This window comes from Polaromonas sp., from assembly GCF_041689105.1.
In the GTDB taxonomy this organism is placed as follows: Bacteria; Pseudomonadota; Gammaproteobacteria; order Burkholderiales; family Burkholderiaceae_C; genus Polaromonas.
Window position 1 is genome coordinate 18984 of the sequence record NZ_JBDNGU010000102.1, and the last position, 11884, is coordinate 30867.

10 protein-coding genes are annotated in these 11884 nt (G+C 61.0%); 2 read left to right on the top strand and 8 right to left on the bottom strand.

Features of this window, described 5'->3' with window-relative positions:
• Positions 1-3 precede the first annotated feature (3 nt).
• Entirely contained in the window at positions 4-825 is an 822-nt protein-coding gene (locus ACESMT_RS10715; protein WP_372826575.1) for an outer membrane protein assembly factor BamD, read from the top strand.
• Here ACESMT_RS10715 and ACESMT_RS10720 read toward each other — a convergent pair.
• Complete coding sequence (locus ACESMT_RS10720; protein ID WP_372826576.1) at positions 788-2794, bottom strand: ATP-dependent DNA helicase; 2007 nt, start codon at positions 2792-2794, stop codon at positions 788-790. The genes ACESMT_RS10715 and ACESMT_RS10720 overlap by 38 nt on opposite strands.
• A 114-nt stretch (positions 2795-2908) precedes the next feature.
• Positions 2909-3112, bottom strand: a complete 204-nt coding sequence (locus ACESMT_RS10725) for a DUF465 domain-containing protein (RefSeq protein WP_372826577.1) — start codon at positions 3110-3112, stop codon at positions 2909-2911.
• Positions 3113-3197: 85 nt separating this feature from the next.
• Between ACESMT_RS10725 and ACESMT_RS10730 the strand changes: the two genes are divergently transcribed.
• Entirely contained in the window at positions 3198-3956 is a 759-nt protein-coding gene (locus ACESMT_RS10730; RefSeq protein ID WP_372826578.1) for a PP2C family serine/threonine-protein phosphatase, read from the top strand.
• 6 nt (positions 3957-3962) lie between these two features.
• On the opposite strand, the gene ACESMT_RS10735 is transcribed toward ACESMT_RS10730, so the two are convergent.
• The 6 genes from ACESMT_RS10735 to ACESMT_RS10760 all read right to left on the bottom strand — a co-directional run.
• Positions 3963-4607 carry a hypothetical protein gene (locus ACESMT_RS10735; protein ID WP_372826579.1) on the bottom strand — a complete coding sequence of 215 codons (645 nt, stop codon included), beginning with the start codon at positions 4605-4607 and terminating at the stop codon, positions 3963-3965.
• Complete coding sequence (gene zapE / locus ACESMT_RS10740; protein ID WP_372826580.1) at positions 4604-5701, bottom strand: cell division protein ZapE; 1098 nt, start codon at positions 5699-5701, stop codon at positions 4604-4606. Before zapE ends, ACESMT_RS10735 begins: the two co-directional genes overlap by 4 nt.
• Before the next feature lie 24 nt (positions 5702-5725).
• Positions 5726-7153 (bottom strand): dihydrolipoyl dehydrogenase, encoded by a 1428-nt coding sequence (gene lpdA, locus ACESMT_RS10745; RefSeq protein ID WP_372826581.1) that lies wholly within the window; start codon positions 7151-7153, stop codon positions 5726-5728.
• Positions 7154-7163: 10 nt separating this feature from the next.
• Complete coding sequence (gene odhB / locus ACESMT_RS10750) at positions 7164-8429, bottom strand: 2-oxoglutarate dehydrogenase complex dihydrolipoyllysine-residue succinyltransferase (protein ID WP_372826582.1); 1266 nt, start codon at positions 8427-8429, stop codon at positions 7164-7166.
• 60 nt (positions 8430-8489) lie between these two features.
• Entirely contained in the window at positions 8490-11369 is a 2880-nt protein-coding gene (locus ACESMT_RS10755; protein WP_372826583.1) for a 2-oxoglutarate dehydrogenase E1 component, read from the bottom strand.
• Positions 11370-11761: 392 nt separating this feature from the next.
• A partial coding sequence (locus ACESMT_RS10760) for an IS3 family transposase (RefSeq protein WP_372826585.1) occupies positions 11762-11884 on the bottom strand: 123 nt, incomplete at its 5' end.

The window sequence follows — 11884 nt, forward strand, 5'->3', positions numbered from 1 at the left end:
GCGATGTTTTCCACCAAATTATCGGTTGTTCCCGCTACCCCCCCTTTGGCAGCGGCCCTGCTGGCCTGCGTATTTGTTCTTTCGGCCTGTTCCACACCCGTGAAAGACCCGACCGCCGCCTGGAGCCCGAACAAGATTTACGCAGAAGCCCGGGACGAAGCGAGTTCCGGCGCTTATGACAAGGCCATTCCCCTGTTCGAAAAACTTGAAGGCCGGGCTGCCGGCACGCCTCTGGCCCAGCAAGCCCAGCTTGAAAAAGCCTACGCCCAGTACAAGGGCGGTGAACAGGCCCAGGCTCAGGCCACGCTGGACCGCTTCATGAAGCTGCACCCCGCCAGCCCCGCGATTGACTACGCGCTGTACCTGAAGGGCCTTGTCACTTTCAACGAAAACCTCGGCCTGTTCAGCTTCCTGTACAAGCAGGATCTGTCCGAGCGTGATCAGAAAGCGGCCAAGGAGTCGTTCGAGGCTTTCAAGGAACTGGTCAACCGCTATCCCGACTCCAAATACGCCGCCGATGCACGCCTGCGCATGACCTATATCGTCAACTCGCTGGCGCAGTATGAAGTCCATGTTGCACGGTATTACTACAGCCGTGGCGCCTACATATCGGCGATCAATCGCGCCCAGACGGCGCTGACTGATTACCGCGATGTGCCGGTACTGGAAGACGCGCTGTTCATCCTGTACAAGTCCTACGACGCCCTGGGCATGGCCCAGCTACGCGACGACACCAAACGCGTGATGGAAAAAAGCTACCCGCAGAGCGAGTACCTGACCAAGGGTTTCAGGTCAGTGGAGACGCCGTGGTACCGCTTCTGGTGAGCAGGTCCAGCCGCTCGTTGAGTTCTTCTTCCGAGACGAGGCGCTGCATCGCAGGCAATGCACGCAGCAGGCGCTTGCCGTAACCCATAAGCGCCAGCCGGCTGTCGCAAACCACCAGCACGCCCTGGTCCGTTTCGCGGCGTATCAGCCTTCCCGCGCCCTGCTTCAAGGCCACGGCGGCTTCCGGAAGGAAGTAGTCATTGAAGGCGTTTTTACCCTCGGATTCCAGCGCGCGCGACTTCGCCTCCACCATGGGATCGCTGGGCGGCGGGAACGGCAGTTTGTCGATGATCACCAATTGCAGCGCCTCGCCCGGTACATCAATACCCTCCCAGAACGACGCCGAAGCCACCAGAATGCAGCCGCGACCGCCATCCTGATCGCCCTGGCGGAAGCGCTCGATCAACACGCGTTTGGGCAACGCGCCCTGCACCAGGACCTCCATGTCGCCCGAACTTCCGAAGGCGAGCTGCAAGGCTTCGCCAATGGCACGCAAGGCTCGCAAGGTGGTGGTCAACACCATCGTGCGCCCGCCCAGGCGGCGTGCCCAGGCGGCGGCAGAAGCGGCGACAGCCGCCGTATGTGCGGGGTCCCCGGGCTTGGGAAAGCTGCGCGGTACATAGAAAGCCGCTTGCCGCGCGTAGTCGAACGGGCTACCGATCCGAAGCAGCCTGGCCTGTGTCAGACCGCAAGGCTGAGTGAACCAGCTCAGGCGCTCATCATCGCCGAGGGTGGCCGACGTGAATATCCAGGACTTGGCAGCTGCTTTGTCATCAGCGAACACGCGGGTCTGTATGGCTCGGGCAATGTCCAGCGGTGACTCCACCAGCCGCAGCTGCGTGCCCACGTCCAGCCAGCGGACGCCTCCTGGCGCGGGGGAAGCAGAGAAAGCCTGAGCACGTTCTACCAGTTCCGATGCGCGTTCGTGCAGGCGCACGAAATCGGGCGCGATTTCACTGAGCGTGTTCAGGGCTTCGCAGGCGCCCAGCAACGACGCGTTGACCGCCGCCAATGCGGCAGCCCATTGTGCAGCGTCCAGTCCCTCAGGCGCGGCCTCGTTCCAGCGCAGCTTGCTGCCCGGGTAGGCCTTGCTCGCACACAGCCGCAAGTCGCGTGCGGCATGTTCGGTCGCTCCCGCCAGTGTTTGCCAATCCGCCAGACCACGCGCCAGTTGCAGGCCAGCGCCCAGTATGTCGCGCGAAAAATCAAGCAGTTGCCCCGTCGACAGGTTTTTCCCCAGAAACTGCACGCCGGTTTCGTTGAGCTGGTGCGCCTCGTCAAAAATGGCGATGCGGACAGTCGGAAGCAGTTCGGCCACACCCGATTCACGCACTGCCAGATCCGCAAAAAACAAGTGATGGTTGATGACCACCACATCAGCGGCCAGCGCTTCGCGACGGGCGTGGTTGACATGGCAGGCCCGGAACCGGGGACACGGAGATCCCAGGCAGTTTTCCCGTGTGGACGTCACCCAGGGAATCACCGGGGACCGCTCGTCGAGGCCCGGCAGCTCCGCCAGATCGCCGGTGCTGGTCCCCTTCGCCCACTCCTCCACTCTGGCCAGCGCTGGCAGGGCAGTTCGCTGCGGAAAGGCCGCGTCATGTCGCGCCATCTCCATCCGGTGCAGGCAGAGATAGCTGCCACGCCCCTTGAGCAAGGCCGTGCTCACGGGCACACCCAGGGCCTTTACCAGGGTAGGCAGGTCACGCCCGAACAACTGGTCCTGCAGTGCCTTGGTCGCGGTAGACAGCAGCACGCGCTCACCGCTGAGCAATGCTGGCACCAGATAGGAAAAGGTTTTGCCGACCCCGGTACTGGCCTCTACCACCAGGGGGTAAGCCCCTTCAATGGCGCTTGCGACGGCCAGCGCCATCTCGGTCTGCCCGCTGCGGGGCACAAAGTGGTCAGCGGCGCGCGACAAGGCCCCGTCAGGGCCGAACGCCGCCAGAACCTGGGACGCCAAAATCACAGGAGAACCCCCGCCTTGCATGCTGCGGCATTCGCCTTGGGAACGGCCCGGCGGCTCATTGGCGAACCTCCGCCTTGCAGGCTGCGGCATTTGCCTTGGGAACGGCCCGGCGGCTCATGCGGGCTCAGGAGGATCCAGGGAAAGTTCGAGCTGGGAGATCTGGTCGCGCAGCAGCAGGCGGCGCTTTTTCAGGCGTCGGAGCATCAACTCGTCAATCGGGATGGCATGCGATGTGATGTCTACCAAGGCATTGAGGTCGGCATGTTCGATCTTGAGTTCAATCAGGCGGCGCTCAGGGGAATGTAAATTTAAGTCCAAGGTTTTTTTTTGCGCAGGCTGCTTCCTCTGATAATACGTCGATTACGGAGATAAATCGAGCCCACTTGGCTCGACCCACGTCAAGATGTCCAAAGGTTATCGAATTACAGCGTCCACCGGCATCCATAAGGGGGACCGCGACTACCAGCAGGATCAGGTTGCCCTGCTTAGCCACCCACGCACTGCGGGCTGCATGCTGGGCATTGTTGCCGATGGCATGGGCGGGCGAAGCGGTGGGCGCAAGGCCTCGGATCAGGTCATGATGACCGCCAAACAACTGTTCGAGCGTTATGCGTCAGCAAGCGATGATGCAGCGTCCATGCTCAAGCAGTTGGTGGAAGAAGCACACACGGTCATCAAGTTGACAGCGATTTCCGCCGAGCAGGAGCCGCACAGCACACTGGCCGCCTTCCTGATCAACCCCGCCGGTGATTGCCACTGGGTGCATGCTGGCGATTCACGCGTGTACCACTTTCACGGTGCAAAGCTGGTCAAGCGGACCGTCGATCACTCCTATGTCCAAACTCTGGTGGACAAGGGCGAGATCAGCGAGGATGAAGCCAACGTGCACCCGCAGTCCAACATCTTGATGGGCTGCCTGGGCACCGAGGAAGGACCGCCCGTCACCCAGCACTTCATACCGCAACTGCGGCCCGGGGACTCGTTGATCGCCTGCAGCGATGGCGTATGGCACTACTTCAGCCCCAATGAAATCGGCTCAGCCCTGTCCATGTTGTCGCCTCGGGAAGCGACAGAGTTTCTGATTCAGAAAGCCCGGTCGCGCGCCCATGGCGGTGGGGACAATCTGTCGCTGGTCATCGTCAAGCTGGAAGCCCTCGAATAAAGGCGCTTATTGCGGCGTGGGCAGGGGCTTGGCCGGTGGTTTGGTCTGCTCACGCTGCTGCTTCTCGCGGCTGGCCTTTCGCTCCATCACTTCCTTCTGTTTGTCGTTGTACTTGACGACCTCATCTGCAACAGCCGCCTTTTTGTCTGCGCGGGCCTGGGCCCTTTCAGCAGAACCCTTGGCCTTGTTGGCTGCTTCAGCGGAATTAACCGCCTCGTTTTGTTTGAGCAGCCCTCTTTCGTCAGCCTTCAGCTGAGACCGTTCTTCCCGCCGGAGTGTTTCCTCCAAAGCCTGCGTGCGCCGCTCAGCGGCCTGCTGCAGGGCTTCGAGTGACGACTTTTCCTCGATTTTTCGAATCTGTGCGGCGGCCTTTTCCTTGCGATTCCTGTCGTTGAGCGCAACCTCCTGCTGCCGCGAGCGGGTCATGGCTTCACGTCGGCGTGGCTGAATTTCCTTGATGCAGCTGTTGGTAAAGAATTTTTTGTAACAAGCAGCTTCTTCTACGTCGAAACCGGTTTCCAGGGCGACGCGCTCGGTGTTGATGCGCTCGCGCTCCTGCTGTATCGCGGCCGAAACCAGGTCGTCCCGTGGCTGCGCCGCAGCCATCACGCCGAGGCCAAGAGCAAGCAACAAAAGGAGTGCCTTTTTCATGTCAGTGTCGTATCCACGTTTCTGCGCTCCAGCGCCAGGAACTCTGCGGACTGCATTTCATTGAGTCTTGAAATCGTCCTCGGAAACTCATGGGCCAGCGGGCCTTCGGTGTACAACGCCTCAGGCATCACTGCCGCCGACATGATGAGCTTGACCCGGCGGTCGTAAAGCACATCCACCAGCCAGGTAAAACGCCGAGCTTCCGACGCCATGCGAACCGGCATGTGCGGCACATCGCTGAGCAACACGGTATGAAACTGGCTCGCAATCTCGAGGTAATCGTTTTGCGAACGCGGCCCGCCACACAGGGTCTTGAAGTCGAACCAAACCACCCCCCCCGCCTTGCGCCTGGCGTGGATCTGGCGCGACTCGATGTTCAAAACGGGCAACTCCTCCTTAGACTCTGCCAAGCGCTCAAAAGTTTCCTTCATCTCGGCATCGGCCTGCGGGCCAAGCGGCGTATGGTACAGCCGCACCTGCTCCAGCGTACGCCGGCGGTAGTCGGTGCCGTTGTCCACGCTCAGCACTTCCAGATTTTCCTTGAGCAACTCAATCGCCGGAAAAATGCGCTCACGGTGCATGCCGTTCGGATACAGGTCGTCTGGGTGGAAGTTGGAGGTGGTGACAAACCCCACGCCGTTGTCAAACAACGCGGTCAAAAGCCGGTGCAGGATCATGGCGTCGGTGATGTCCGCGACATGAAATTCATCGAAGCAGATGAGCCGGTAACGCTTGGCCATCTGCCTGCCGAGTTCATCCAGCGGGTTGGCCACGCCTTGCAGTTCCCGCAGTTCCCTGTGCACTTCCCGCATAAACTCGTGAAAATGCAGCCGCGTCTTGCGTTTGAGCGGGACTGCGTTGTAAAAGCAGTCCATCAAAAAACTTTTGCCCCGCCCGACCCCGCCGTGCATATAGACACCCCGGGGGATGTCGGGCCGGTTGATGAGCTTTTTCAGCGGGTTGGAGCGTTTTTCCTTGAACGCCGCCCACTCGGTGGCACAACGCTCCAGCGCATCGACTGCGCGCAACTGCGCCGGGTCGCTGGCGTAGCCACGGGCCTTGAGTTCAGACGCGTACTCCGAACGCACAGACATTGCTGATGTTTCCCGGGATCCGTATCAGAAGTTCAGCGTGCGTTTATCGACGGCCAGGGCCGCTTCCTTGGTGGCTTCACTGAGCGAAGGATGAGCGTGGCAAATCCGGGCGATGTCCTCTGAACTCGCCCTGAACTCCATGGCCACCACACACTCGGCAATCAGTTCACTGGCCATGGGGCCAACAATGTGCACGCCCAGAATTTCGTCGGTCGCGGCGTCAGCCAGCATTTTCACCATGCCGGTGGTGTCACCCAGCGCGCGCGCACGGCCATTGGCCATGAAGGGGAAGGTACCGGCCTTGTAAGCACGTCCATCCGCCTTGAGCTGTTCCTCGGTCTGCCCCACCCATGCGATCTCGGGGTTGGTGTAGATCACCCAGGGAATGGTGTTGAAGTTGACATGGCCGTGCTGTCCCGCGATACGCTCGGCCACCGCCACGCCCTCTTCCTCGGCCTTGTGCGCCAGCATGGGCCCGCGCACGACGTCGCCGATGGCCCAGACGTTGACCAGGTTGGTCTTGCACTCGTCGTCCACCACCACCGCGCCGCGTTCGTCGAGCTTGAGGCCGACAGCTTCCGGGTTCAGCCCCGTGGTGTTGGCCACCCGGCCGATCGAGATGATGAGCTTGTCCACGTCGAGGGTTTGCGCGCCGCCCCTGGCGTCGGTGTACGCCACTGAAACGCCTTTCTTGCCCGTCTTGACCTCGCCGACCTTGACGCCCAGTTCGATTTTCAGGCCCTGCGTGTCAAACGCCTTTTTGGCTTCCTTCGCAATTTGCTGGTCCACCGCGCCCAGAAACGTCGGCAAGCCTTCCAGCACGGTCACCTCGGCGCCCAGACGGCGCCAGACCGACCCCATTTCGAGGCCGATCACGCCGGAGCCGATCAGGCCCAGCTTCTTCGGGACGGCTCCGATACGCAAAGCACCGTCGTTCGACAAAATATTTTCCTCGTCAAACGGCACACCTGGCAGGGCGCGTGCGCTGGAACCCGTAGCGACCACCACGTGTTTGCCGGCAATGGTTTCTTCCGCCGCACCAGCCACCTTGATCTCATACAGGCCGCTCGTGGCCGCCGCAAAGGAGCCGCGGCCATGAAAGAAGGTCACCTTGTTTTTCTTGAACAGGTAAACGATGCCGTCGTTGTTCTGCTTGACGACGGTGTCCTTGCGGGCCAGCATCTTCGCCACATCCAGACCCAGGCCCTTGACCTCGATACCGTGCTCGGCAAAGTGGTGGCTGGCGTGGTCGAAATACTCCGACGATTGCAGCAAGGCTTTGGACGGGATGCAGCCTGTGTTGGTACAGGTGCCGCCCAGGGCCGGGCCACCCTTGGCATTTTTCCACTCGTCGATACAGGCCACGTTGAAGCCGAGCTGGGCGGCGCGTATGGCCGCGATGTAGCCGCCAGGACCGCCACCGATGACGATCACGTCAAATTGTTTGGACATACGGCGCTCCTTAGATGTCAAACAGCAAGCGAGCCGGGTCTTCCAGCGCTTCCTTCATCGCCACCAGACCCAGCACGGCTTCGCGGCCGTCCACGATCCGGTGATCGTAGCTCATTGCCAAGTAGTTCATCGGGCGCACCACGATCTGGCCGTTTTCGACCACGGCCCGGTCCTTGGTCGCATGCACGCCCAAGATCGCAGACTGCGGTGGGTTAATGATGGGGGTGGACAGCATGGAGCCAAACACGCCACCGTTGGAAATCGAGAAGGTGCCGCCGGTCATCTCCTCAATACCCAACTTGCCGTCTCGCGCCTTGGCGCCGTACTCGGCGATCTTTTTTTCAATCTCGGCAAAACTCATCTGATCGGCATTACGCAGGATAGGCACCACCAGGCCACGCGGCGAACCGACGGCAATACCGATGTCGAAGTAGCCGTGATAGACGACATCATTCCCATCCACCGAGGCGTTGAGCACCGGGTATTTTTTCAGCGCATGGACCGCAGCCTTGACAAAAAAGCTCATGAAACCGATCTTCACGCCATGCTCTTTTTCGAACTTTTCCTGGAAGCGCTTGCGCATTTCCATCACCGGCGCCATGTTCACCTCGTTGAAGGTGGTCAGGATCGCGTTGGTCGATTGCGACTGCAGCAGGCGCTCGGCAATCCGGGCGCGCAGCCGGCTCATGGGCACGCGCTGCTCGGGGCGATCGCCCAGATCGCTGGTTTTGGCGGGGGCCAAAACTTGAGGCAGGGAAGTGGCCGGAGCCCCCGTCGGCATAGCGCCAGACGCTATTGATTTGATAGCAGGCCCGGACGCCACGGCACCGAGAACATCCCCCTTGGTGACCCGGCCATCCTTGCCGGTGCCGGGGACGGAGCCGGCAACCAGCTGATTGTCAGCCATCAGCTTGGCTGCGGCCGGCATCGCCATACCGGCCATGCTGCCGCCAGTTGCAGCCGCGGGCGCGGAGGCCGCCGGCGCCGGGACAGACGCTGCGGCGGCAGGCGCGGGCGCGCTTGCCGCCACCTTTCCCTCGGTATCGATTCGGGCAATCAGCTGCTCGGCAGTGACTGTACCGCCATCGGCGACCAGGATTTCGGAAAGCACACCAGCAGCCGGTGCCGGCACTTCCAGCACCACCTTGTCGGTTTCGATCTCGATCAGTATCTCGTCGATGGCGATGGAATCGCCGACCTTTTTCTTCCATTGCAGCATGGTCGCTTCGGCAACGGACTCGGACAACTGGGGAACTTTAACTTCTACGGTAGCCATGTGATTCTTTCGGTATGTGGGTTCTGGCCAGGCATGCCCTGCTGAACATGCGACCGGTATTTATTTGGTCAGGATGAAGCCCTTGAGCTTGCCAAACGCGCCGTCCACCAGCGCTTTCTGCTGCTCCTGGTGCAGGTGCGAATACCCGACGGCAGGCGACGCAGAAGCCGCGCGGCCTGAATAACCCAGCTTTTGACCTTCCGACATGTTTTCGTGGATGTAGTGCTGTACGAAGAACCAGGCGCCCTGGTTTTGCGGCTCGTCCTGGCACCACACGATATCGACAAGATTCGGGTACTTTTTGAGTTCAGTGGCAAAGGCCTTGTGCGGGAACGGATAGAGCTGCTCGACACGCAGGATGGCCACATCGTCATCGCCTTTTTCCGCGCGCCTTTTGGCCAGGTCGTAATACACCTTGCCGGAGCACGCAATCACACGCTTGACCTTGTCGGCTTTGAGGCTGCCGCTGTCAGGAATCACCGTCTGAAAACCGCCCTTCGTGAATTCGCCGAGCGGGGACGTGGCGTCCTTGTTGCGCAGCAGCGACTTGGGCGTCATGATGATCAGCGGCTTGCGCAGGTTGCGCACCATCTGGCGGCGCAACACGTGGAATATCTGCGCGGCGGTCGTCGGCTGCACCACCTGCATGTTGATGTCGGCGGACAGCTGCATGAAACGCTCCAGGCGGGCTGAGCTGTGCTCCGGGCCCTGGCCCTCATAGCCGTGCGGCAGCATCAGCGTGATGCCGTTGACACGGCCCCATTTGACTTCACCCGAAGCAATGAACTGGTCGATGACGACCTGCGCGCCGTTGACAAAGTCGCCGAACTGCGCTTCCCAGATCACCAGCGTGTTGGGGTCGTTCGACGCGTAGCCGTACTCGAAGGCGAGCACGGCTTCCTCGGACAGGATGGAGTCGATGACCACAAACGGTGCCTGGTTCTCGGCGACGTTCTGCAGCGGCACGTAGGTGCCGGTGTCCCATTTTTCACGGCTCTGGTCATGAACGACCGCATGGCGGTGCGTGAAGGTACCGCGCCCGCAGTCCTCACCCGACAGCCGCACCGGGTAACCACTGGCCACCAGCGAGGCGAAGGCCATGTGTTCGCCCATGCCCCAGTCCACCGGAATGTCGCCGCGGCCCATGGCTGCACGGTCGTCGTACACCTTTTTGACCAGCTGGTGCGCCGTGACCGTGGCAGGAATCGTGCTGACCTTCTCGGCCAAGCGTTTCCATTCAGCCATGGGGATCGCGGTATCGCCGGCGTCGGTCCATTTCTTGCCGAGGTAGGGACTCCAGTCCACCGCGTAATTGCTCTTGAAATTGGTGAGCACCGGATCGAACGTGCTTTTGCCGGCGTCCAGCGCGGCACGCACGGCCTTGACCATGTCGTCGCCCAGCGTCTCGCCCATGCCTTGGGCCGACAGCTTGTCGGCGTAGAGCCTGCGGGTGCCGGGGTGCTGGGCAATTTTCTTGTACATCAGCGGCTGGGTCAGCGCGGGCGTGTCCTGCTCGTTGTGGCCGAGCTTGCGAAAGCAGATGATGTCAACCACCACGTCTTTCTGGAACGCCATGCGGAACTCCAGCGCGAGCTGGCTTGCCAGTACCACGGCTTCCGGGTCGTCGCCGTTGACGTGCAGCACCGGGGCTTCGATCATCTTGACCACATCGGTGCAGTACAGGCTGGAGCGGCTGTCGCGCGGGTCACTGGTGGTAAAGCCGATCTGGTTGTTGATGACGATATGGACCGTGCCGCCGGTGGAGTACCCACGCGTTTCGGCCAGTGCCAAGGTTTCCATGACCACGCCCTGCCCGGCAAAGGCCGCGTCGCCGTGCACCAGCACTGGCAACACCTGCAGGCCATTGGGGTCGGCACGGCGGTCCATGCGGGCACGCACCGAGCCCTCCACCACCGGGTTGACGATTTCCAGGTGCGAAGGGTTGAAGGCCAGGCTCAAATGGACCGGCCCGCCGGGCGTGGTGACATCCGAGCTGAAGCCCTGGTGGTATTTGACGTCGCCGCTGGGCAGTTCTTCCGGGGCGGTGTGATCAAACTCGGCAAACAGGTTGGCGGGCACCTTGCCCAGCGAATTGACCAGAACATTGAGGCGGCCGCGATGCGCCATGCCGATCACGATTTCCTTGATGCCTATGCTGCCGCCGCGTTGGATCAGCTCGTCCATGCTGGCGATGAAACTTTCGCCGCCTTCGAGCGAGAAACGCTTCTGGCCGACGTATTTTGTGTGCAGGAAGCGCTCCAGGCCCTCCGCCGCGCTCAGGCGGTCCAGAATGTGGAGCTTTTTTTCTTTGGTGAAATTGGGCTTGCTGCGGATGCTTTCGAGCTTTTGCTGCCACCAGCGCTTCTGGCCCTGGTCGGTCATGTACATGTACTCGGCGCCAATGGTGCCGCAATAAGTTTCGCGCAGCGCATTGAGCAGCTCGCGCAGACTCATGGTTTCCTTGCCGAAGAAGGTGTTGCTGGTGTTGAACACCGTTTCCTGGTCGGCGTCACTGAAACCGTAAAACGAGGGGTCGAGTTCGGGAATATGGTCACGCTCGGCGCGCTTGAGCGGGTCCAGGTCGGCCCAGCGCGCGCCGACGTTGCGGTAGGCGGCAATCAGCTGCTGTACCGCCGTGGGTTTGCGACCCAATTCCGAGTCTGCGCCGCTGGCAACGACCACCCGGGTCTGGCCCTGCTTGGCACGTTCGGCAAAGGCATTGACGACCGGCAGGTGCGGCACGTCCCGGGCATTGCTGCCATCGACGGCGGGGAAGTTTTGCAGGGCGTCAAAATACTCGCGCCAGTTGTCCGGCACGCTGCCAGGGTTGGCGAGGTAGTTTTCGTACATCTCTTCGACATAGGGCGCATTGCCGCCGAAGAGATAGGTATTGCCTTGATAGGCAGAATAGACGGACGACGCCGTCGGGATGGAACTCATTACGCTGACCTCCGTTTCCCTTGGGGAAACATTAGCTGGCCACAACAGGATGTGGCTGGTTGATTAACCTTCCGCGAGCACGGCTTGACCGGTTAGCGGATGCGACTGTGGCAAGGAAGGGCCTTCAGGAACAGCTTCAATTGTGCCACCGAATGCCTCAATGGCAAAACCTGGGCCGCCATTAGGCGCCTGTCGGGCTTGGGGCGTCGAAAGCGAAAATCGGCCCCAGCGAGGACAGTTTTTACCGGATTTGCAGGCCCATAGCCCAGCTATGGGTCAAAAAGACGGCGAAAAATGGACCGCTGCGGCCAATTTGCAGCCGACAATTCCCAAGTAGGTGACTGCGCATACAATGAACCTGCCCCTGTTGAACGTACTGCTTAGCCATCGAATTATGCGGCCTTCAATTGCTGTGCCGCGTCCCAGCTTTTCTCAAACTGCATCGGACTGACATACCCCAACGTCGAGTGCAATCGGCGGTGGTTGTAGAAAGTCAACCAGTCAATCACTTCGTC

Excerpts from the sequence above, each read along its gene's own strand:
- ACESMT_RS10715 (WP_372826575.1), top strand. The coding sequence starts at position 4 with ATGTTTTCCACCAAATTATCGGTTGTTCCCGCTACCCCCCCTTTGGCA.
- ACESMT_RS10730 (WP_372826578.1), top strand. The coding sequence starts at position 3,198 with ATGTCCAAAGGTTATCGAATTACAGCGTCCACCGGCATCCATAAGGGG.
- ACESMT_RS10735 (WP_372826579.1), bottom strand. The coding sequence starts at position 4,607 with ATGAAAAAGGCACTCCTTTTGTTGCTTGCTCTTGGCCTCGGCGTGATG.
- zapE (WP_372826580.1), bottom strand. The coding sequence starts at position 5,701 with ATGTCTGTGCGTTCGGAGTACGCGTCTGAACTCAAGGCCCGTGGCTAC.
- lpdA (WP_372826581.1), bottom strand. The coding sequence starts at position 7,153 with ATGTCCAAACAATTTGACGTGATCGTCATCGGTGGCGGTCCTGGCGGC.
- odhB (WP_372826582.1), bottom strand. The coding sequence starts at position 8,429 with ATGGCTACCGTAGAAGTTAAAGTTCCCCAGTTGTCCGAGTCCGTTGCC.
- ACESMT_RS10755 (WP_372826583.1), bottom strand. The coding sequence starts at position 11,369 with ATGAGTTCCATCCCGACGGCGTCGTCCGTCTATTCTGCCTATCAAGGC.